This window comes from Sporosarcina sp. NCCP-2716 (assembly GCF_023707985.1).
In the GTDB taxonomy this organism is placed as follows: Bacteria; Bacillota; Bacilli; order Bacillales_A; family Planococcaceae; genus Sporosarcina.
Window position 1 is genome coordinate 23,833 of sequence record NZ_BRCF01000010.1, and the last position, 19,920, is coordinate 43,752.

The window sequence follows — 19,920 nt, forward strand, 5'->3', positions numbered from 1 at the left end:
ATGACCAAGCGTGTCAGCAGGCAGCAGCTGTACATTTACGGGGATCTTACCAGCCGGGAAGTGCAAGAGTACCGCCGCGACGGTTGGGTCGTGGAGCATCGGGACAAGCCTTCCGGCAAGCACGGCATACCACAAGAGGGGGCGAGGGGATGGCAGCATGCGGACGATGCGGGCGGCCGCTCAAGACACCGGAAAGCGTCCGGGACGGGTACGGGCCGATCTGCAAAAGGAAGCAGGAGGAGGCCGAAGCAGAGTTCCTCCGAATCCAGGTGACGATTGATGAGGAGCTCGAATATCAGAAGAAGGTGAAACGATGAGGAACCGACAGAAAGGCGGGCGCGCCGTCCGGCAGCCCCGTCAGTTCATTGCCAAGAAGATCACGGTGGATGGCGTGGAGTTCGATTCCCAGACCGAGGCGGCCTATTACCAGCTGCTCCGCCGTGATCCGACCATCCGAGACATCGAGATCCAGCCGCAATACAAGATCATCGACAATTACACCGTCACCTGCAAGCGCTGTGCCGGCTCTGGTAAGCAGGTGAGCGTCAAGACAGGCAATCCTATCAACTGCAAGCTCTGCCGCGGTAACGGCGAGCGGGAGAAGGCAGGCGCGGTGTACACGGCAGACTTCCGTGTGACGTATATGGACGGGTTCCAGGAGATTGTGGATGTCAAAGGCGGCCCGGTGACTCGGGACTTCCCGCTGCGGAGAAAGTTGCTTGAGAGAGCGATCGGCCGGGAGTTGGTCGTCGTCCGCCGGAAAGGCAAGGAATGGGTCCGGGAGTGAGACGGATTTGACGGAGAATATGTAAACGGAAAGGGAGATGAAAATGCCTAAATACAGCATCTACGGCGTTGTAATAGGAACAAAATATATCGGTGAATTTGAGGCTGATAGCAAAGAGGAAGCGGAAGAAATGGCGTGGGAGCACGACAATGCTAGCGTTTCACTTTGTCATCACTGCGCAGGAAAAGAAATTGATGAGCCGGAAATTGACAGGCTAGTAGTGGAAGAAAGCGAAGTCGAATGACGTATTCCGAAGATTACCCGCAGCGAGGGGGAAGGTTTTTGCAGAACTACATTGTGAAAAATAACAAATCGTACCGGATTGGTCCATTGAGTTTTCGATATGTAGAAGTGGACATAGGGAATGACGAAATCATAAAAGGTGGGGGCTTTTATATCTCCAGTAAATGTTTTCTAACTATCGGCTACTGCAATCAGCCGTGGATCGATGAGGAAGGGCGCCCGTACAATTTCAAGGTTGACGGCGATATATTGTTCCTCCGCAAACTTGCTTTCAGTTTGAAATAAGCCGTAGCACGAATGTTTTCTAGGCAGATGACAACATGACGATTTTGACAACACCCGAGGTAGTGGCGTTCGTCGCGGCCGGCGTGCTCCTGAGTGCTTCCGGCTTTGCGTTGGGGCGATGGAGCGCAAGAAAAAAAAGACAGCTGATCTTACTCGGTCAGCCGTCTCTTTACAGTCACCTTTATGGCGAAGTTTAAGTGTTTCCGAATTGAAAACGCATTATACGTGAGGAGTGAGGGCATGGCGGAAAATCCGTTGAGAGAAATAGCAAAGATTTCGCACAAGCTGCCGCTGGCCGTCTTGGAGGATATCGATTACAGGGTCACCAGCTGGCTCGCTGGCGGCGGGAAAGAGACCGATCCGTATATTCATCAGCAGCTGCGATTCGCTTTGAATGCCGTTGCGCGAGAGGAGAGGATGAGTTCGTGACCAAGCGAGAAAAATATCCACCGCTGAAGCCCTGGCAGCAGGCGGTCGTGAAAAAGCATCAAATGAGGGACCGTCTTACAAACGGCACTCCATACGACCAGGCGAAATACGCATATATGACGTGCCGCGATATGAGTGAAGAAGAGTTCGACAAAAATAGCGAACAAGTCGGCTGCACATCAGAGTTTCAGCGCATATTGTTCCGCAGAAAATTCATCCGATCGGTAAATGATTTTGCCGAATCCCTAGCAAAGCGGTTAGGTCGTTATGGTCGCTAAACACGAGCCGATCTATCTGCTGTTTGAGGACGCGGACATCAAGTGGAAATGGATAGAAAGCGAGCTGATCCGGTTCAGGGAGTTGTGGAAGGAAGGCAAGGGAATTAAAGAATTGGCGAGTGAATTCCGAACCAATCAGAAGAGCATTGCTCTCGCAGTTATGGACCAGGCAGAAGCAGGGCATATCCGGCAACGGGACGGTGGGTTGTTTGGAGACAAATAAAAAAGACGAGGATCCCTCCCCGTCGTAGCTGACATTATCTTACCACATTGGAGGGGTCCTAGTGGGGAAAACAGAGGAAGTTATCGATTTGAGCAAGAACGGGACGTACATCGTAAAAGACGGCAAGCTTTTACTCGTCCCAAGTCCTCCGGCAGGGTTTGGCAAGCAGGTCATCAACTGGCAGGGCGGCAAACCTTGCAACGGCACTATCGAGGAATCAGTGAAATTCTAATACGCTTATCGGAACAACCGAGGGCACTGAGAATGGCGTGTATTCGCCGTTTCTTGGTGCCCTTTTAATGTTTACAACTTTTGTACCTAAAAAGCACGATTTTCACAACCGAGGGGGATGGCGATGCAGAAGCCACAGGAGCCACAAAGCAAGCCGGGAACATCACGGAATACCAATACAGCGGACAAGCCATCAGAGTGTCTGTCTGCACGAGAACTGGCAGATCTGATGGGCATGAATCGAGATACGTATACACGGCGGCGGGGAGCAGTTAGAAAACGATAAGAGGGGGAAGCGGGATGGAGAACTGGGCGGATAAGCTGCTGCAGGAGTATGAGGTGGGGAAAAGAAATTTGACGAAAATGCGGGACGGACTCGATCGGCTGGATCCCTCAGCGAAACAGGAGCTGACACAGATCAATAGCATGATCGACAGCATGGCGTATTCCATGGACTGGATGGCAACCGGGCGACAACCGGGGAACTATCGTGGCGCGGACAAAAAGGCGATCTACCAGCAGCAGTATTTCGAGAGCATGGATCTTATTCCGGACATTCAGGAGCAGCTGCAAGACATGGGTGCGAAACAGCTGTACATGACGCAGGAGGAAAAGATGATTCTCTCGCAGATTTTCGGCGCGATGTCACTTCGGGAGCGGCAATGTTACATCCTGCATGTCGGGCAGAAAATGAGTATGGGACGGATTGCTGAAGAGATCGGTGTGAGCAAGGCAACGGTCCAGAAGTACATCAACCGCGCGAAGGAAAAGGTGCTGGAACGGGTGTCCTGAATGTTCCTTGTCATACGCTTGTCATACGAAGTCTGTATAAGTGAGGGGAACCATTAAAGGAGGGGTGCGCTCGAGCGACTCAGCCACCTCTGTATGCCCCGTACATAACGAGTGATTTTTAGAGGGTTTGCATAAGATTTGGCGAAAGGTGCCATATGGAGGTGTCAGAAATGGTGGAATCAACTTATGAGAACTTTTTAATCGAATTAAACAAACTCGCTTTTTATAATTCGGAGGCAGAAGAACAGCGCTATTCTTTGAAGGATGTAGTGAATGAGGATGATATTAAGCAATTTTACGTGAAAGGTTTTTACTTTAAGGATCAGCCTTTGGAGAACACAGAAATCCTATTACTCACCGAGAGCAGTATTCGCATTATCAGGTTAGTAGAGGATGGTTATATCGAGGTTGTCGATCGAAGTTATGACAGTCTGAGTAAAGTGAGTCTCATACACCGAAACAGAAAATCCACTTCGCTAAAGTTGAGCTTCGCAGATAACGTCCTGTTCGTTTTAGACAGCGTTCGGGACAGTGAGCATCGGAAATCGGAGTTCCAAACAAGGATCATGGAAATCTACAAATTTCTGTTGTTAAAACTAGAAAAATAAATTGTCTACCTAACCGCTTCTTAGAGGCGGTTTTTGTTTGGGAAAATACACAAAGCAAATAGCGCAATGAGGTGATCAAGATGGCAAAGAAAACTGGAAGAAAGGGGAAATACCATGACTGGCTGACGAATGAAGGGCTGCTGACGCTAGAAGGATGGGCACGTGACGGCTTGATCGATGAACAGATCGCTCACAACATCGGCATCAGTCGTTCCACGCTGAATGACTGGAAGCTGAAATACCCGGACATATCGGACGCCTTAAAGAGAGGCAAGGAAGTGGTTGACCGGCAAGTGGAGAACGCACTGTTGAAGAATGCCCTCGGCTTCCAGTACGACGAAGTGACCCGGGAAAACGTGTGGGACGAGGACAAGCAGGTGCACCGCATGACGGTCACCAAGGTGGTCACGAAGGAAGTGAAGCCAGATACCACCGCCCAGATCTTCTGGCTGAAGAACCGCAAGCCGAACGAATGGCGCGACAAGCGGGACATCGAGCACTCCGGTACTGTACAGAACAACGTGGACCTGTCTGCTCTGTCAGTTGAGGAGTTGAGAAACCTTGCCAACATTGACGATTGAGCAGCGGGCGGCACTTGCGGAGATGGCACAGAACGAACTGGCAAAGCGCTCCTACCGAGATTATGTGGTTCGTGTTCATCACGGCAGCTTCCAACACTTCCGTCACACCGAGCTCGTCTGCGAGACCCTGCAGCGGATTGCAGATGGGGAAGAGCTGTCCGTCCTGATCGAGATGCCACCGCGGCACGGGAAGTCGATGACCGTCACCGAGACATTCCCCAGCTATTACATCGGCCGCAACCCAGACAAACGGGTTATTGCAGCTGCCTATTCAGATGGACTCGCAACGAAGTTCGGTCGATTGAACCGGAACAAGTTCAGCGAGTTCTCTTTTTTGTTTGGAGAAGACTTGTCCGATTCCAACAGCGCGACGAAAGACTGGGGCGTGGAGGGAAAGCGAGGCGGCATGATCTCCACAGGAATCGGCGGCTCTATCACCGGTCAGGGTGCGGATCTTATGATTATCGACGACCCGGTGAAGAACGCTGAGGAAGCTGCCTCGAAAGTCATGCGGGAAAAGATATGGAGCGAATGGGAGTCCACGCTGTCCACTCGTCTACATAAAGGCGCCTCGCTCATCGTGATCATGACTCGCTGGCATGAAGACGATCTGATTGGCCGGCTGCTGAAGAAGAGTCCGCGAAAGTGGGTCCGGCTCCGACTGCCTGCAATCGCAGAAGACGAGGATGATCTGCTCGGGCGAACAGAAGGCGAGCCGCTTTGTCCGGAACTAGGCTTTGACGAGCAGTGGGCTGCAGACAAGAAGACGGAGGTCGGAACCCGTACCTGGTCCTCACTGTACCAGCAACGGCCGACACCAGACGGCGGGGCTATCTTTAAGCGAGAGTGGATCCGATTCTATGTTCGCGACAAAGAGACGCACCGGGAACACCGATTGAGCGATGACGTGCTGATCATGCCGCGCGTCTGGGATAAGCAAGCGCATTCCTGGGACTGCACCTTCAAGGGCACCAACACTAGTGACTATGTGGCCGGTCAGGTATGGGGCAAGAGGGACGCGAACTTCTTCCTGCTCGACCGCCGTAAAGAGCGCATGGGATTCTCTGACACGATAAAAGCGATCAGGCAGATGGCCGACAAGTGGCCGAAAGCAAAAGCGAAATACGTGGAAGACAAAGCAAACGGGCCGGCGGTCATCGAGATGCTGAAAGACGAAATCAGCGGCATCATTGCGGTCAATCCGGAAGGCGGGAAGGAGACACGGGCAAACGCCGTGTCTCCTCTTTTTGAAGCCGGTAACGTTTACCTGCCTCACCCGCTCATCGCACCGTGGGTAGAGGAACTGATTGAGGAACTCGTCAGCTTCCCAAATGCCGCGCATGATGACGAGGTAGACGCCTGTACTCAGGCATTGAATCAGCTGTTCTCCGTCAAGAGCAATCCGCTCGATCGCTACAAAAAAATGATGGGAAGGGGGTAAGGCTATGCGGACAATCGATCGAGCACGAAAACAAATGCGCACCGACTTCATGGCGGCGCCCGGTAAAGGATATGGGAAAGACGCGCTGTCCCGGCAGGAACCTGGCTTCCGCCGGGGGTTGACGGATGCCGATATCTCCGAAATGTACGCGACCAATCGGATCGTGCAGAATATCATCGAGATTCCAGCCGAGGACATGACCCGCAATTGGTTCACCCTCCGGATGGATGACGAAAAACTGAAGCGGAATATCATGAGCAAGCTGGCTGACCTGAATGCTCGAGAAGCATTTAAGAAGATGCGGGTATTTGAGCGGTTGAGGGGCGATGGGTTCATCTCTCTCGGGGTAACGCAGAGCAGCCAATTCCAACTGTCCGATCGCTTAGATGAGACGAAGCTGAAGCGCGTCGATTACATCCATGCATTCAGCGGCCAGAAGGTAACAGATTTTATCCTGAATGACGACATGTTCAGCCCTCAATTCGGGCAGGTCGAGACCTTCAAAATGAAGCGCCGAAATAACAACGGAATCATCCTTCCAAATAACGGAGAGACGTTGGTACACTCTTCCCGTCTTTTGCACGACCAGTCCAGGAGGCTGGAAGACGAGCACCGCGGGCAGTCCCTGCTTGAACCGCTGTACGATATTATCACGGTGCTGGATACGTCCTTGTGGTCCGTAGGTCAGATCCTCTATGACTATGCCTTCAAAATCTACAAGTCCGAAGGCATTGAGGACATGAACCCGGAGGAGAAAAACGAGCTATCCATGTTGATGGACTACATGTTCCGCACCGAAGCGCTTGCCATCATCGGCAGTAAGGAAGAACTGAAGAAGGAGTCCACCAATACGGCCGGTCTGAAGGACATGCTGGACTACACTTGGGACATGCTGTCCGCTGCTGCACGGATGCCGAAGTCGGTCATTAAGGGACAGGAGGCGGGCACCATTACGGGCGCGCAGTATGACGTGATGAACTACTATGTACGGATCGCGGCCCACCAGGAAAACGAACTGAAGCCGAATCTCGAGCGCCTCATCCGTCTTCTCATGATGGCGGAAGATGAACTCGGAGGGCGTATCGATCCTAATTCGTTAGAGTGGGAAATCAAGTTCAATCCGCTCTGGCAGGTCGACCCAAAGACGGATGCAGAGATCCGGAAGATTCAGGCCCAGACCGATGAAATTTACTTGAAAGGCGGCGTCCTTCTTACTGATGAGCTGCGGGAAACGCGCTTCGGCCAGTTCGGTCTGACAGACGAAATGAAATACAGCGGCGATGCAGAGGACCTTGAGCGTATTGCTCGCGAGGTCTATTCGGCGTGGGAGGAGAACGGCAGCCATGGCTAAGTTCGTGCCGCCGACACGCTTTCCAGACGCTGCTACCGTGCAATACAGCAGAGATATGAAGAAGATGGTACGGGAGCTTCGGAAAACGGTCCTCCGTGTTTTTGATGACGATATCGGGCCTGCGGTGCTCCAGTACCAAAGAGGACTGAAGCAGGACGCGCTGCGAAATGATGGCCCGCTGGATGTTATCAGTCGAGCCCTGCAGCTGATCAGGGGGCTGTCGCTCGGCATCTTTTCAAATGCTGCCGTTGAACAAGCTGCCTCCCGGTTCCTGTATACAGTGAACGAGTTCAGCGCGACGCAGGCGCGGGAGCAGGGCGCCATCAAGTCCATCGATCCGACAGTCAACGAGCCGTGGCTGGACGAATTTATCCGCTCGGCCATCAGGGAGAATGTCGGCTATATTCAAAAGCTGCCGGCTGATCACCTGTCGGCCATCGAATCGATCGTCTACCAGGGCACCAAGAACGGGACAAGCACCAAGGAAATCCGTCAGCAGATTGTCGCTCAGGCAGGGGTGACGGAGAACCGGGCCGAGTTCATTGCGGTCGACCAGGCGGGCTCCGTCTTCGGTCAGATGACAGCGCGGCGCCATATCGAAATGGGAGCGCCGAAGTTCCGCTGGAAGTCGTCTAAGGATGAGCGCGTGCGCGAGCGTCACCGAGAACTGGACGGCCAGGTCTTTTCGTATGAGGATCCGCCGGCAGAAGGATTGCCAGGCACGCCATTCCGCTGCCGTTGTGTTGCGCAGGCAGTATTTGATGATGAGGAGGATGCATGATGAGTAGATACAGAAAAAAGCAGGTTGTCGTAGAAGCGGTGCAATTCAATGGCGAAAATCATCGTGAGATTTTGAGTTTTATTTATCCCGATTTGACCGGTTCCGACTTATCTGGAGCTGAAAGAATGAGACTTCCAATTGTCATTGAGACATTAGAAGGAACTATGACTGTCCGAGAAGGGGATTTCGTCATCAAAGGCGTGCAAGGCGAATTCTATCCGTGTAAGCCGGACATCTTCCGACAAACATATGAACTTGTCGAAGGAAATGGATGTTACAGAGAGGGATGAACAGCAAGCCAGAAAGGGGGTGAGAAAGTGTGAAGAAACAGCGATATGATCGCATGATGATTACAGACGCCATGATCGAGGAGCGGCCGGACGGTTTTCTGACTGTCGATGTGCCGATCACCCGACCTGGCGTTTTTCCGTATCAGCGGAACGATGGAACGATCCAGATGGAAGCCAAGCTGCCGGAGGAAATCTTCAGTGATCTGACGATTACCTCCGCCCGGGCGAAGCCGGTCACCGATCAGCACCCGCCGGAGCCGGTGACGCTCGAGAATATCACCCGGTACAGCCGGGGCATGAGCCATACAGACAGCCGCGTAGAAAACGGCATGCTGAAAGTGTCGGTGACCATCACAGACCAGGCGCTGATCGAGCGGGTCCGATCGGGAGACCAGCGGGAAATCAGTATCGGTTTCCTGAGTGATGTGATTGAGGAACCCGGCTCCTATCAGGGAGAGGCGTACCAGTACGCGCAGCGCAACATCGACATCAATCACATTGCAGTGGTTGAGCGGGGACGGGCCGGCTCACAAGTCTCCATTCGGGCCGATTCGGACGCATGGCAGATTGATGAAACAGACCAATCAAAAGGAGGAAACGGAATGGCAACTTACAAGATTGATGGCAAGGATTACGAAGTAGATTCGGCGGTGAAATCCTTCATGGAAGCACAGGCGGCCAAGTTGGAAACTGCTACTACCAAGGCAAGGGATATGGACACGCTGCAGGGGCGCTATGACGCCCTGGAAACGAAGCTGCAGGCTAAAGAGACGGAGCTGGAGGACGCTAAGAAAAAGCAGCTGTCCGCCGACGAACTCGACAAGCAGGTGGAAGCTCGCGTGATGCTCATCAGTGGTGCGAAAACGTTGCTCGGTGATTCCTTCGAGTTTACCGGCAAGTCCGAACGCGAAATCAAAGAAGCCGTCATCACGAAAGCAAAACCGGATTTCAAGGCGGATGGGAAGTCAGACGAATACGTGAACGCCTTCTACGATGCCACAGTGGAGCAGTCGGCTACAGCTGGTTTTGGATCGACTGGCGCCAACCATCTCTTCTCAGGTGACAGCCGGACGACAGACAGCCAGAAGATCTCTGATCTGAAAGCCAAGCGTATGAATATGAACGCACAATAACAGAGGAGGAATCATCCATGATTACACAATACGACAAGTACATGCCGGAAGCGTCGCACGCCGGGAAGATTGCAAACTACCAGGACTACCAGGCGGACACGAAGCCTGCCAGCGAAAAGATTCCGTTTGGCGCAGCCTTGCAGCTGACTGCCGACGGAGAATCAGTCTCTACTGTCAAAACGGGAGGCAAGCCGGTCGGCATCGCCCTGGCTAGTGAGGTCCACGACTGGATCAACAACGAGGACGATCAGCACTACAAGCAATTTAACCCTGTTGCCGTAGTCCGCAAAGGGACTATTTGGGTCCGGGTTGGCGAGGACGTCATCGCTGGCGAGGAAGCGAATGTCAACCCGGAGGACGGCCGCTTTTATGCAGCCGACACGGCGACGGTGAATACGATCAAGTTCCCGACTGCCGTCTTTAAGACGAAAGCGAAACTTGGCGGACTGGCTCAACTGCAAATCAACTTGCCATAAGGCAGACACAAAATGGAGGAGTGACACACATGATTATCAGACCACAAGATCTTGAAGCAATCGACAGCGTTGTCTATGAGCCGAACAAGGAAGAGCTCATCGGGCGAACGCTTTTTAACGTGAACAGCAACGTGCCGGCCGGCGCAGAAACGTATGGCTATGACGTCATGACCCGCAGCGGATCGGCAAAAATTCTTGCTGCCGGTGCAGACGATATTCCACTCGTTGACGCGGACAAAAAGCGGCAGACGGTCAACATCTACTCGATCGCCGCTGCCATCCGATACAGCGTCCAGGAATTGCGTCAGGGACAGATGGCCGGAACTCCGATCGATAGCGCGAAAGCGATCATTGCTCGCCGGGCGATCGCGGAGAAAGAAAACCGCATCATCTGGCACGGCGACAAGGCGTACAACATCCCCGGCGTCGTGAATGCTACTGGTATTCAGGTGCTGGCGGTGCCGACCGGTACGGGTGCTTCAACAAAATGGGCAGACAAGACAGGACGCGAGATCGTAGCAGATCTGCGGAAAGCCCGCTCCCTCGTCAACCGGCTGCCAGGCCATCAGGCGAATACGCTCGTTCTGACACCAGCAGGCATGGAAGCTCTTGAGGCGGAATACAACGCAAATACTGACAAGACCATCCTGGAATACATCCGCAACCAGAACTGGTTCACGAACATCGTGGCGACGTCTGATTTGGAAAAGCAGGGCGACGCGGAATCTGATTGTTTCCTGGTGATGGACAACAATCCAGCTGTCCTGGAAATCGTCATTCCGATGGACATCCAGCGTCATCCGGAAGAGTACAAGTTCCCGAACTACAAAGTGCCTTTTGAGGAGCGCATCGCCGGCGCGGTCGTTCGTTATCCAATGGCAATCGTGAGAGGAGATGGCATCTGATGATCGTACAAAACAAGGGAAATTTCGTCCGTCATGCTGCCGGCGTCACGCTGATTCCCGGCGCCAATGAAATCACTGAGGAGCAGTGGGAGGCATACCGCGCCCACCCGCTCGCCAGTGCGCTGATCAAGAAGGGGGAAGTCGAAGCAAAGGAAACCTTCGGCAGCCTGTCTGCAGCGGATGCGATCGACTTGGCGAAAGACACGTTCGACATGGAAGTGCTCGAGCAGATGAAGCTGCATGAAAAGCGCACGACCGTCCTGAAAGCGATTGATGAGCAAATTTCGGAGCTGCAGCAAGAAGGGGAGTGACCTGGATGATTGAACCACTGACAACTGCCGAGCGCGTGAAGGCGATTGCCAAACATCTGAATGCTCTCACCGATGATCAGGTGTCCGTGTTGATCGAAGACGCATCGGCAGAGGTGGTCGCGCTGCCGGTGAAAGAGGAATTCAAGGAGCGCCTGGCGCGGTACCTGGCCGCCCATTACGGCTCGCTTAACATACGTCAGGCTCAATCAGAGACCGTGGGCCCTCTCAAGAGGAGCTACACGTCCGATTCCATCGACCGGAGCAAGGGGCTGGATGGCACTTCATACGGACAAGAATATCTGCGTCTTCTCAAACTGTATTCGCCGAAGAAGCTGCATTTGACGGTGCTCTGATGGAGATCCAAGACGACAGAAGTATGTTGGATGACTTGCTCGCGCGACTGGGGGAAATGGACCAACACTCGCTGGAAATCGGCATCTTTGGCTCGGATGATTCCTTCTATGCTATGATCGCCAACGTGCACGAATTTGGGATGACGATCAAGCCGAAAAACGGCAAGAATCTCGCCATTCCGGTGCATCGGAAAGCGGTCGGGAAGAGTCCTCATGACTTCGGAGATGAGTTGCAGCCGATGTTCACGAAGAAGGGCGGCAAGTCCCGTGTGTATGGTCTTGGCGTGAAGACGGGGACGAAGGGCGAAATGGAGATGTACTTCGTTCTGAAAGAGAGCGTCAACATCCCGGAACGCTCGTTCATCCGCTCGACATTCGATGAAAAGCATGATGAGTGGATGGACTACTTGGAGCAACTTATCGAGAAGTTGTGTGATCTGGAGCTGACAGCAAAAATGGTGTTCGACCGTCTCGGCTCCCGAATCGCTGAAGACATCCAGGACAAGATGACGGATATGCGGAGTCCGAAGAACGCGGCACTGACCGTGCAGAATAAAGGCTCGAGCAATCCGCTTATCGACACCGGTCAGCTGCGGCGGCGAGTGACTTGGAAGGTGGTGAGCAGGCGATGATGTTTCAGTTTCAGGATATGCTGCAGGACTACGAGTCGGATATCGCTATTCTGACGAGCCTGCCCGGAACGAACGGCGGCTACGACGACGAAACCGGGGAGCCCATTAAGGGGACTCCCGCTACTACGAGCCGCACGGAAGCCAGGGCAGTTGTTCTGCCGTATTCGGCCAATCAGATCTATCAGTCCGGCGGTCGGCTTACCCAGACCCATCGCCAGCTCATAACGGACCTCGTTCTCCCGACGAAAGCAATCATCGAGCATGCGGGTCTGAAATACTCGGTGGAGAACAAAACCGGTTACGAAGAGCACGCAGATTTCAGCGTCTACGAATTGAAGTGGGTGAGTGCTTTTGGCTAACTACTTTGACTATCGTGTCATCACCAGTTCACTGATCCAAGCTGTCCGGACGGCGACCGGTTACCCGTGTATCGAAGCCAACGGAACCGGCGAGCAACCTGCTTATCCATTCGCTACGTTCACGATCACAAGTCCGAAAATCACCATACAGCGTGACGATGAAAACGCTCCGTTTGAGCTCACCGTGTCCCTTACCTGGCACGATGAAAGCTCACTGAGCGTTTTAAATTTGGCGAAAAAATGTGAGTCCTATTTCAAATCGACTGCCGGCCGTTCTGTCTTCGTCGCAAAAGGCGTGGTCATTGTCGACATCATGGGATTCGACCGACGGGACAATTTCATCTCGATCGAGTATGAGCGCATGGCGGGATTTGATGTCTCCATGCGAGTGCTCGATCCATTCTTGGATGAAGTTGATCCGATCACTCAAATACGAACAAATGGAGGAATTTAGATGGCACTGAAAGACGTGAGTGTAGTAATTGACATCCTGCATCCGGCGTCCGTAGCCGGTCTTGGGCGCCCGCTTATTTTAGTAGCAGGCGACGCAGTAAAGTACACGGAATACAAAGGCTTGGAGACACTGGTCGCTGACTTTAATAGCGGCACACCTACCTATAAGCTGGCACAAACCATCCTGGCACAGAAGAACAAACCGGAAGTGATCTGTGTCGCGACTTATGTGGGAACTACGCCAGCGCCTGGACAGGCGCTAGGAGATGTACTCGAGAAATACTATGACAAGTCATGGCATTTCGCCCTTCTGGCTGAATCGACAGCGGCAGACCGGTTGGTCCTTTCCAATAAAGTCGAGTTGCATGATTTCAAGTTCGCGGTTGTGCAGGTTTCGGATAAGGCGGAAATTCAAGCGTTCAAAGGAAATCCGCACACGCTGGTCTACTTCCATACGAACGAAGAGGAGCGTCTAGATGGCGCTGTCATCGGCGATGCGGCCAATCTGGAAGTCGGATCGATCACATGGAAGTTCCGTCGCAATCTGAAGGCCGTGACGCCTATCGAGATTAGTCCGGATGACTTGGATACGGTCCATACAGCGGGCGCCAATGCCTATGTGACGAAAGCGGGTATTCCACAAACGTCCGAAGGCATCGTGGCGACTGGAGAGTACATCGACTTCTACCATGGCCGCGACTGGATCAAAGCGAATATGGAAACGGACCTGCAGACCATGCTTGCTGATAATGACAAAGTACCTTCCAACACAAATGGTGTGTCCATGGTTGGTGCGATTGCAACCAGCGTCCTCTCAACTGCCGGTAAGCAAGGCATCATTGAGACGAATGACGAGGACCAATATGCGTTCAATGTCTACACGCAGCCATATGACGAGGGCACGGTTGACGAGCAAGGCAAGCGGGTCTACAGCGGCTTGTCCTTTGACTACAGAGCTCAAGGCGCAATCCACAAAATCAACGTCCGGGGGTCAGTCGTCTCAGGAGCGTAACGCTTCGACACGCCAGGCATCTTGACTAACAAGGAGGAAAACAGATGGCTACAGCACCAGGAGTATATGATGCGTCCCTCATCACGACGACGCTCAACAATATGATCGTGACAGGGTTCAAGAAAGGTACCTTTGTCACGGCTAATACAGACGGCGACCGGGTGACGGTCGAGTCCAATGCGCAGGGAGAAGCGTCATGGGCGCTCAATAACAGCAAGCTCGGCACGGTTACGCTGACGCTCAACCAGACATCCCCGTTCATCCGAGTTCTGAACGAATTGGCGAACAAGAAATTGTTCTTCCCGATTTGGGTGGATGATCCGATCAACAAGGAACGCCGCGGCGGCACAGAAGCATTCGTCACAAAAATTGCAGATGCTTCGTTCTCGGAGGGTGTCGAGGGTCGTGCCTATACGATCAAAGTCGGCGATTTCAGCGTACTGAATTACTAAAAGGGCGGGTTTCCCCGCTCTTTTTTCTCTGCACGAAAATACAAACAATACAGGAGGAATCACTCATGTCAGAAAAGACAACAGAAACGACAGCATCGGCTCAAAAATTCGGTAAGCAGGAAACGTATTCGAACTCAGGTGTGGATTACACATTCCAGTTTCCCGGCACCCGGAAGACGCAGGAGATTCTGGATAACTCGAAAGGGCTCGGCGGGGTGTTCTCGGACACTCGTTATCACGAGCAACTGATGGAGCACGTCATTGTCTCTCCTAAAGTCAGCTTTGAATATTTCGATGAACACGATGGCTATCGCGAGGTAATGGCTGCGGCAGACCGATTTCTTGGGGGATTGCTCTAATCCTCGGGATCCACAATCATACGAGATGCAGTTCGAGGAAGAATTGGCCTACTGGCTGCCTGTAGTCACCGGAATTGCCACCTACCAGGAAGTAGAGAGCATGACACGTGATCAGCTAGAGATGGCAATCATGGCGGCCAACTTCAAGATAAAACTGCTCAAGCAAGGGGGTATGGCAGATGGCTAAGTCGTTGCGGCAGACCACTATGAAAGTGAAGGTCGACGTCGAAGCAAAGGAATTAGACGCGGTCGATGAGCGGTTACGCAGCACTGCCAAATCTGCCGAAGCCCTTGAACATTCCGCGAAGAAAACCGATCGTGCAGTAGAAGATACCGGAAAAACATTGAAGAAGACGTCAGATGCCGCTGAGCAGCTGGACCAATCCAACAAGCGCGTCGACAAGTCCACGGAGAACACTGGCAAGTCGATGAAGCAGACGGCCATCGAAGGCAAAAAGAATGCTGATGCTCTCAAAGATCAATCTGAAGAGAGCGAACGCACTGCTTCGGCGCTTGAAAAACTGTCTCATAAAGGCACGTTATTGAGAGATACGTTCGCGGGTATCGGCGCTGCTGCCGTTACTCGTGGAATGTATGATCTTGGTAAGCAGGCAATAATAACGGGCAAGGAATTTGACCAGGGCATGAGTGCCGTCAAAGCGGTAGCCGGCGCGACAAATGCCGACTTTAAGGCGATGCGCGAGCAGGCGATCCAGGTCGGCGCAGATACGACCAAGTCTGCTAAAGAAGTTTCTGACGCACAGTTGGAACTTGCCAAGTCGGGTATGTCCGCGAAAGAGACGATGGCGGCCATTCCGGGTGCTATTAGTGCCTCGACTGCAGCAGGTGAAGACATGGCAATGACTGTCGGGGTAATGACGGCAGCGTTGAACGGTTTTCAGCTAGAAGCGAGCGCTTCTGCTCACGTTGCGGACGTTTTAGCTGAAGCAGCTAACGGATCCAAAGCCGATATTCTGGACATGGGTTATGCATTCAAGTATGCTGCGACACCGGCGAACACCCTCGGCATTCAGCTAGAGGAATTGTCTGCAGCTACCATGATCATGACGAATGCCGGTCTTGCAGGAGAGCAAGCTGGTACCTCGTTGCGTGCTTCTCTCATCCGCTTGGTAGACTCACCTGAAAAAGCGTCCAAGGCAATGGAGAAATTAGGCGTAGAGATAGCTGATGCAAAAGGGAATATGCGTCCTTTCACTACCATCATCAATGAACTTCGGGGCGCTACAGAAGGCATGGGGAACGCACAGAAACTGGCGGCCATGGCGACTATCTTCGGGACAGAAGCGGCCACCGGTATGGTATCGATTATCGATTCCGCGCCAGGTACAATGGAGAAATTCACGAAGTCCCTTCAGGAATCCGACGGAGCGTCTGCAAAAGCTGCCGAGACAATGACTGACAACTATTACGGTGCGTTAGAAGAATTGGAAGGTACGATTGAAAGTATTTCAATCAACGTATCGGATGTTCTGACTCCAACAGTACAGGGAGCTACTGAGATCCTGTCTGGATTAGGGGATAGATTCAACGATCTAAGTCCGTCTGCGCGTTCCATGGTTGTATGGGGTACTGTAGTCGCCGGCGGAGTGTTGCCGGCGACTGTTGCCTTGTTCAAGGTGGTCGGCGCTGTCCGTTCTATCAGCACAGTGATGTCTGGAGCAAATGCTTTCTTTGCGTCCTATCGGACACAGATGCAGATGACTGGCGCCCAGGCAACTGTTACCGCCGGTCAGGTCGAACGCCTGAACCGCGCAATGGTCTTATCGAGGACTCCTGTAGGCGGAACCATTAAAGGTGCCAAGCCTGTACCAGGACCTGTCGTCGCCGCAAGCAAGGGCACTGCCGCGAAAGCAGCTGCGCCGATTGCAAAAGGCGGCGGGAAGGCATTACCGATTATCGGTACTGCGATTGCGGCTTCCTCTCTTATCGGCATGTCACAAGAGACAGCGGGACAGGATGTCGGCGGTTTTGCTGGATCACTGGCAGCTGGTTTCGGAGGGGCCAAAGTTGGTGCGGCTATTGGGACTCTGATCGCTCCTGGAATAGGTACAGCGATCGGCAGCGCAGTCGGAGGAATTGCCGGATCAGTAGCTGGAGTTAAGTTCGGCAGTGATTTCGGTGATTATCTGCAGGAACAATGGCCAAAAATCAGCAAAAAAGCGAAAAACTGGACTGAAAAGAATCCGATTGCAGTGAAATCGGTAATGAACACATCTCCTGCCGGCGTTGACGGCCCGGGTCCTGCAAGCATATCTCCTGGGACTACATTCAAAGCTAAGGGTCCGTTAAATGACAAGGTGACATTTGACGAGTCTGTCTCTAAATCCACTGCTAAAGCATATGCCAGCTATAAGAAGTTCACCGACAAGGCGACGGTGGAACTTCAGTATCTTGCCAATTCGGGTGATGTACTGAGCAAGAAGGCCTCTGATAGCATTGCTAAAAACTTCAGTAGTTCGGCAAAGGTTTTGGAAGATAAGCTTGAAAAAAGTGCAAAGTCCTCTGCCGCTAACCTCAACTCTCTCGTTGAATCTGGATTTCTCGGAAAGAAAGAATTCAGCAAGATCGAGAAAGAGCAGAGTGCCCGTTTGGCCAAGCAGAAAAAGACGATCCAGGACACCAATGCTTCCATCCAGAAGCTGAATGAAAAAATGTACAATGAATCCGCGAAGATCACGAAGCGATCTGAAGACGAGATTGCAAAAATTAAAGCGGAGGCGGCCAAGAAAGGCAGATCTCTAACTTTGGATGAGCAGAAGAAGATCACTGCTTTGGAGGAGAAGGCTGCTACCGATCGCAAACGGGTTCAGAGTAAGTACAAAAACGAAATTCTGCAACTGCAGGAACAACAGAACAAGACTGCTGTTAAGACGTTGTCCAAGTCAGCGAAAGAGCAGAGAACCATCCTGACTACCTTGCAGCACGAATCGAGCAGTATCAGTGCTAAACAAGCTGCAGATGTAGTAAAGCAGTCAGTCAAGGCAAGGGACGGCGCCGTTAAAGAAGCAAACAAGAAATATAAAGATGTCGTCGCAGCTGCAGACGCTGAGTATTATGAGAACGGAACGATTACCAAGAAACAGCACGATGACATTATCGCTAAGGCGAAAGCGCAGCGAGATGGAGCAGTAACGCAGGCGGAGGATATGCATCAAAATGTTGTGAAGCAGGCGAAGTTGCAGGCGCAAGGCCACCTTGATCAAGTGGATTGGGAAACTGGTCAAGCGTTGTCTAAGTGGCAGCTGTTCAAGGTGGATCTGGCCCGTGTGGTCAATAGTGTTACCGGCGGCATCAACAAGGTCCTCGACTTCTTCAACATTCCGAAGATTCCCGAGTGGAATCCTGCCGGCTATACAAGTTCGCCGAGTGCCGCTTACGGCTCCGGCGCCTCTACAGGCTCTAAAGGAACGGCCATCGCTGCCAATGCCAGAGGAACATCCAGTTTCGCCGGCGGTCATTCACTGGTGGGCGAGGAGGGCGTTGAGCTTGCGTACAAGCCGTTCGGCGGGTCGGCGCAGCTGTTGGGTGCCAACGGTCCGGAAGTGGCAAATCTTGATGCGGGGACACGCATTCTGAATCATCGGGATACCATGTCTGTTCTTAACGGCGGTATCGGTGCCGGGCTGACTCTGCCAGGGTATGCAAAAGGCAATTCGTCCATCGCTGATTTCGCAAGTTCTGCAGTTTCCGGTGTCAAAAAGGCCGGTTCGGCAATCGGCGACTTTGCATCGGACGCCGTGGAATGGATGATGCATCCCGTCGAGTCGGCGAAAAAGCTGTTCGGCAAGTTCATTCCGTTCTCCGGTAACGACGTCGGTGGACTGGGCACGGGAATTCTCACTCATATGCGAGATGGCGCGGCCAATTATTTCAAAGAAAAGTTTGCCGACATGGCTGGCTTCGGCGGGTTAGTCGATCCCGGATCATTCACAGGCGGCGGTGCTGATTCTGCTCGAGCATGGATCCAGGCGGCCATGGCGATTACGGGAACCAATCCAGCGTTCCTCGGCGGGCTGATGACGATTGCGAAGAAGGAGTCCGGATTCAACCCCCGGGCGATCAACCTCTGGGACATCAACGCAAAACGTGGGATTCCATCCAAAGGTTTGTTCCAGACGATTGATCCAACGTTCAATCAGCACAAAATGCCGGGCATGGGGGACATCTATAATCCGATTCATAATGCCGTGGCGGCCATCCGGTACATGAATAGCCGGTACGGCGGCATCGGTAACGTGCCGGGCTTGCGAAATATGGCAGGCGGCAAAGGATATGTCGGCTACGCGAAAGGCGGCTTTAAGGACAACAATCTGGATAAGGTGGTTGTCGGAGAAGATGGTCCGGAAATCGTGGATCTGCCGTTCGGCTCTCGTGTACACAACAACCGGAAGACGAATGAACTGCTGCAAGGCAAAGGGCAAAATGTTTACAACTTCAGTCCGGTCGTTAATGTTAATGTGCAAGCTAACGAAGGAGAGACCAGTCAAAACGTAATCAAGCGTGCTGTGAATGAGGCTCTTGAAGAGGCATTCAGAGAATGGCGCGGTCTCATGGCAAGCGGGGTGGAGTACTGATGGCAAAATTAGATGGGCACAAGATTGACAATATGCAAGAGTCCTTCACCAATTCTGTCTACACGACAGCTTATCCAGTGGAGAAGGGTCTGCCGATCACAGATTCCGTTCAGCGGCAGCCGAAGACTTTCAGTGTTAGCGGTCGGATCCTCGGGAAGACACCGCAAGCCGCGGAAACCATCCGCAACGCTTTGGAAGTGAAGCAGAACAAGGGACAGTTGGTGAAGTACGTCGGCCGCATCAGCGCATCTGACGTACTCATCACCAACCTGAACGGGAACTACGATGCAAACATCGCCAATGGGTTCTCGGTGAGCATCGATCTTCAACAGGTGCGGATCGCCAAAACGCCCTATGTCGAAAAATCCAGCAATCAGACTGTCAGCGGGAAGAAACCGGTCGTGAATAAAAAACCGTCTTCAAAATATCACACGGTAAAGGCCGGGGACACGTACTGGGCATTGGCAAGGAAATACGGTGTGCCTCTCGCAACTCTGATGAAACAGAACCCATGGCCGGCGCGAAAAATACCGATTGGCGTAAAAATGAAAATCAAGTAA

Annotated in this window: 28 protein-coding genes; all 28 read left to right on the plus strand. The window is 52.7% G+C overall.

All coding sequences use genetic code 11. From position 1 onward, the window contains the following. Positions 1-149: 149 nt before the first annotated feature. The 28 genes from NFU03_RS13865 (at position 150) to NFU03_RS14000 (ending at position 19,920) form a co-directional block, all read left to right on the plus strand. Positions 150-317, plus strand: a complete 168-nt coding sequence (locus tag NFU03_RS13865) for a DUF6011 domain-containing protein (RefSeq protein WP_251639613.1) — start codon at positions 150-152, stop codon at positions 315-317. Further along, positions 314-787, plus strand: a complete 474-nt coding sequence (locus NFU03_RS13870; protein WP_251639615.1) for a DUF1064 domain-containing protein — start codon at positions 314-316, stop codon at positions 785-787. The genes NFU03_RS13865 and NFU03_RS13870 overlap by 4 nt, the downstream gene beginning before the upstream one ends. Positions 788-830: 43 nt before the next feature. Continuing rightward, positions 831-1,031, plus strand: coding sequence for a hypothetical protein (locus tag NFU03_RS13875; protein ID WP_251638910.1), 201 nt, complete (start codon positions 831-833; stop codon positions 1,029-1,031). 539 nt (positions 1,032-1,570) lie between these two features. Next, positions 1,571-1,744, plus strand: a complete 174-nt coding sequence (locus tag NFU03_RS13880) for a DUF6877 family protein (protein WP_398290437.1) — start codon at positions 1,571-1,573, stop codon at positions 1,742-1,744. Next, positions 1,741-2,022, plus strand: a complete 282-nt coding sequence (locus NFU03_RS13885) for a hypothetical protein (protein WP_251639619.1) — start codon at positions 1,741-1,743, stop codon at positions 2,020-2,022. Before NFU03_RS13880 ends, NFU03_RS13885 begins: the two co-directional genes overlap by 4 nt. Beyond that, positions 2,012-2,245: a helix-turn-helix domain containing protein gene (locus tag NFU03_RS13890; RefSeq protein ID WP_251639621.1), complete on the plus strand. Its 234-nt coding sequence runs from the start codon at positions 2,012-2,014 to the stop codon at positions 2,243-2,245. Before NFU03_RS13885 ends, NFU03_RS13890 begins: the two co-directional genes overlap by 11 nt. A gap of 61 nt (positions 2,246-2,306) precedes the next feature. Beyond that, positions 2,307-2,477: a DUF3954 domain-containing protein gene (locus tag NFU03_RS13895; protein ID WP_251639623.1), complete on the plus strand. Its 171-nt coding sequence runs from the start codon at positions 2,307-2,309 to the stop codon at positions 2,475-2,477. Between the two features lie 299 nt (positions 2,478-2,776). Beyond that, positions 2,777-3,268: a sigma-70 family RNA polymerase sigma factor gene (locus tag NFU03_RS13900; protein WP_251639625.1), complete on the plus strand. Its 492-nt coding sequence runs from the start codon at positions 2,777-2,779 to the stop codon at positions 3,266-3,268. A 170-nt stretch (positions 3,269-3,438) separates the two neighbouring features. Continuing rightward, positions 3,439-3,876, plus strand: coding sequence for a hypothetical protein (locus NFU03_RS13905; protein WP_251639627.1), 438 nt, complete (start codon positions 3,439-3,441; stop codon positions 3,874-3,876). Between the two features lie 80 nt (positions 3,877-3,956). Beyond that, the gene (locus tag NFU03_RS13910; RefSeq protein WP_251639629.1) at positions 3,957-4,457 is read left to right on the plus strand and encodes a DNA-packaging protein; all 501 of its coding nucleotides are present in this window, start codon (positions 3,957-3,959) and stop codon (positions 4,455-4,457) included. Continuing rightward, positions 4,438-5,898 carry a phage terminase large subunit gene (terL, locus tag NFU03_RS13915; protein ID WP_251639631.1) on the plus strand — a complete coding sequence of 487 codons (1,461 nt, stop codon included), beginning with the start codon at positions 4,438-4,440 and terminating at the stop codon, positions 5,896-5,898. Before NFU03_RS13910 ends, terL begins: the two co-directional genes overlap by 20 nt. A 4-nt stretch (positions 5,899-5,902) precedes the next feature. Then, positions 5,903-7,249, plus strand: coding sequence for a DUF1073 domain-containing protein (locus tag NFU03_RS13920; RefSeq protein WP_251639633.1), 1,347 nt, complete (start codon positions 5,903-5,905; stop codon positions 7,247-7,249). Positions 7,250-7,304: 55 nt separating this feature from the next. Then, positions 7,305-8,030, plus strand: a complete 726-nt coding sequence (locus NFU03_RS13925; RefSeq protein ID WP_251639634.1) for a phage head morphogenesis protein — start codon at positions 7,305-7,307, stop codon at positions 8,028-8,030. Continuing rightward, positions 8,030-8,320: a hypothetical protein gene (locus NFU03_RS13930; protein ID WP_251639636.1), complete on the plus strand. Its 291-nt coding sequence runs from the start codon at positions 8,030-8,032 to the stop codon at positions 8,318-8,320. The genes NFU03_RS13925 and NFU03_RS13930 overlap by 1 nt, the downstream gene beginning before the upstream one ends. Before the next feature lie 29 nt (positions 8,321-8,349). Continuing rightward, positions 8,350-9,453, plus strand: a complete 1,104-nt coding sequence (locus NFU03_RS13935) for a DUF2213 domain-containing protein (protein ID WP_251639640.1) — start codon at positions 8,350-8,352, stop codon at positions 9,451-9,453. Between the two features lie 17 nt (positions 9,454-9,470). Beyond that, a complete protein-coding gene (locus NFU03_RS13940; protein ID WP_251639642.1) occupies positions 9,471-9,929 on the plus strand; it encodes a structural cement protein Gp24 in 459 nt (152 codons plus the stop codon). Between the two features lie 29 nt (positions 9,930-9,958). After that, positions 9,959-10,834: a DUF2184 domain-containing protein gene (locus tag NFU03_RS13945; protein WP_251639644.1), complete on the plus strand. Its 876-nt coding sequence runs from the start codon at positions 9,959-9,961 to the stop codon at positions 10,832-10,834. Then, the gene (locus NFU03_RS13950) at positions 10,834-11,145 is read left to right on the plus strand and encodes a hypothetical protein (protein ID WP_251639647.1); all 312 of its coding nucleotides are present in this window, start codon (positions 10,834-10,836) and stop codon (positions 11,143-11,145) included. Before NFU03_RS13945 ends, NFU03_RS13950 begins: the two co-directional genes overlap by 1 nt. A 5-nt stretch (positions 11,146-11,150) precedes the next feature. Next, a complete protein-coding gene (locus NFU03_RS13955; protein ID WP_251639649.1) occupies positions 11,151-11,498 on the plus strand; it encodes a DUF4054 domain-containing protein in 348 nt (115 codons plus the stop codon). 56 nt (positions 11,499-11,554) lie between these two features. Next, on the plus strand, positions 11,555-12,130 hold the full coding sequence (locus tag NFU03_RS13960; RefSeq protein WP_251639650.1) for a hypothetical protein: 576 nt from the start codon (positions 11,555-11,557) through the stop codon (positions 12,128-12,130). Further along, positions 12,127-12,489, plus strand: a complete 363-nt coding sequence (locus tag NFU03_RS13965) for a hypothetical protein (protein WP_251639652.1) — start codon at positions 12,127-12,129, stop codon at positions 12,487-12,489. Before NFU03_RS13960 ends, NFU03_RS13965 begins: the two co-directional genes overlap by 4 nt. Further along, complete coding sequence (locus tag NFU03_RS13970; RefSeq protein ID WP_251639654.1) at positions 12,482-12,943, plus strand: phage neck terminator protein; 462 nt, start codon at positions 12,482-12,484, stop codon at positions 12,941-12,943. Before NFU03_RS13965 ends, NFU03_RS13970 begins: the two co-directional genes overlap by 8 nt. Next, on the plus strand, positions 12,944-13,954 hold the full coding sequence (locus tag NFU03_RS13975) for a DUF3383 family protein (RefSeq protein ID WP_251639655.1): 1,011 nt from the start codon (positions 12,944-12,946) through the stop codon (positions 13,952-13,954). Positions 13,955-13,998: 44 nt separating this feature from the next. Then, positions 13,999-14,406 carry a phage structural protein gene (locus NFU03_RS13980; RefSeq protein ID WP_251639657.1) on the plus strand — a complete coding sequence of 136 codons (408 nt, stop codon included), beginning with the start codon at positions 13,999-14,001 and terminating at the stop codon, positions 14,404-14,406. A 65-nt stretch (positions 14,407-14,471) separates the two neighbouring features. Beyond that, positions 14,472-14,765, plus strand: coding sequence for a hypothetical protein (locus NFU03_RS13985; protein WP_251639658.1), 294 nt, complete (start codon positions 14,472-14,474; stop codon positions 14,763-14,765). A 43-nt stretch (positions 14,766-14,808) separates the two neighbouring features. Further along, on the plus strand, positions 14,809-14,952 hold the full coding sequence (locus NFU03_RS13990; RefSeq protein ID WP_251639659.1) for a hypothetical protein: 144 nt from the start codon (positions 14,809-14,811) through the stop codon (positions 14,950-14,952). After that, positions 14,945-19,360 (plus strand): phage tail tape measure protein, encoded by a 4,416-nt coding sequence (locus NFU03_RS13995; protein ID WP_251639660.1) that lies wholly within the window; start codon positions 14,945-14,947, stop codon positions 19,358-19,360. The genes NFU03_RS13990 and NFU03_RS13995 overlap by 8 nt, the downstream gene beginning before the upstream one ends. After that, positions 19,360-19,920 carry a LysM peptidoglycan-binding domain-containing protein gene (locus NFU03_RS14000; RefSeq protein ID WP_251639661.1) on the plus strand — a complete coding sequence of 187 codons (561 nt, stop codon included), beginning with the start codon at positions 19,360-19,362 and terminating at the stop codon, positions 19,918-19,920. The genes NFU03_RS13995 and NFU03_RS14000 overlap by 1 nt, the downstream gene beginning before the upstream one ends.

Excerpts from the sequence above, each read along its gene's own strand:
- NFU03_RS13865 (WP_251639613.1), top strand. The coding sequence starts at position 150 with ATGGCAGCATGCGGACGATGCGGGCGGCCGCTCAAGACACCGGAAAGC.
- NFU03_RS13870 (WP_251639615.1), top strand. The coding sequence starts at position 314 with ATGAGGAACCGACAGAAAGGCGGGCGCGCCGTCCGGCAGCCCCGTCAG.
- NFU03_RS13875 (WP_251638910.1), top strand. The coding sequence starts at position 831 with ATGCCTAAATACAGCATCTACGGCGTTGTAATAGGAACAAAATATATC.
- NFU03_RS13890 (WP_251639621.1), top strand. The coding sequence starts at position 2,012 with ATGGTCGCTAAACACGAGCCGATCTATCTGCTGTTTGAGGACGCGGAC.
- NFU03_RS13900 (WP_251639625.1), top strand. The coding sequence starts at position 2,777 with ATGGAGAACTGGGCGGATAAGCTGCTGCAGGAGTATGAGGTGGGGAAA.
- NFU03_RS13905 (WP_251639627.1), top strand. The coding sequence starts at position 3,439 with ATGGTGGAATCAACTTATGAGAACTTTTTAATCGAATTAAACAAACTC.
- NFU03_RS13910 (WP_251639629.1), top strand. The coding sequence starts at position 3,957 with ATGGCAAAGAAAACTGGAAGAAAGGGGAAATACCATGACTGGCTGACG.
- NFU03_RS13920 (WP_251639633.1), top strand. The coding sequence starts at position 5,903 with ATGCGGACAATCGATCGAGCACGAAAACAAATGCGCACCGACTTCATG.
- NFU03_RS13925 (WP_251639634.1), top strand. The coding sequence starts at position 7,305 with ATGAAGAAGATGGTACGGGAGCTTCGGAAAACGGTCCTCCGTGTTTTT.
- NFU03_RS13930 (WP_251639636.1), top strand. The coding sequence starts at position 8,030 with ATGAGTAGATACAGAAAAAAGCAGGTTGTCGTAGAAGCGGTGCAATTC.
- NFU03_RS13940 (WP_251639642.1), top strand. The coding sequence starts at position 9,471 with ATGATTACACAATACGACAAGTACATGCCGGAAGCGTCGCACGCCGGG.
- NFU03_RS13945 (WP_251639644.1), top strand. The coding sequence starts at position 9,959 with ATGATTATCAGACCACAAGATCTTGAAGCAATCGACAGCGTTGTCTAT.
- NFU03_RS13950 (WP_251639647.1), top strand. The coding sequence starts at position 10,834 with ATGATCGTACAAAACAAGGGAAATTTCGTCCGTCATGCTGCCGGCGTC.
- NFU03_RS13955 (WP_251639649.1), top strand. The coding sequence starts at position 11,151 with ATGATTGAACCACTGACAACTGCCGAGCGCGTGAAGGCGATTGCCAAA.
- NFU03_RS13960 (WP_251639650.1), top strand. The coding sequence starts at position 11,555 with ATGGACCAACACTCGCTGGAAATCGGCATCTTTGGCTCGGATGATTCC.
- NFU03_RS13965 (WP_251639652.1), top strand. The coding sequence starts at position 12,127 with ATGATGTTTCAGTTTCAGGATATGCTGCAGGACTACGAGTCGGATATC.
- NFU03_RS13975 (WP_251639655.1), top strand. The coding sequence starts at position 12,944 with ATGGCACTGAAAGACGTGAGTGTAGTAATTGACATCCTGCATCCGGCG.
- NFU03_RS13980 (WP_251639657.1), top strand. The coding sequence starts at position 13,999 with ATGGCTACAGCACCAGGAGTATATGATGCGTCCCTCATCACGACGACG.
- NFU03_RS13985 (WP_251639658.1), top strand. The coding sequence starts at position 14,472 with ATGTCAGAAAAGACAACAGAAACGACAGCATCGGCTCAAAAATTCGGT.
- NFU03_RS13995 (WP_251639660.1), top strand. The coding sequence starts at position 14,945 with ATGGCTAAGTCGTTGCGGCAGACCACTATGAAAGTGAAGGTCGACGTC.
- NFU03_RS14000 (WP_251639661.1), top strand. The coding sequence starts at position 19,360 with ATGGCAAAATTAGATGGGCACAAGATTGACAATATGCAAGAGTCCTTC.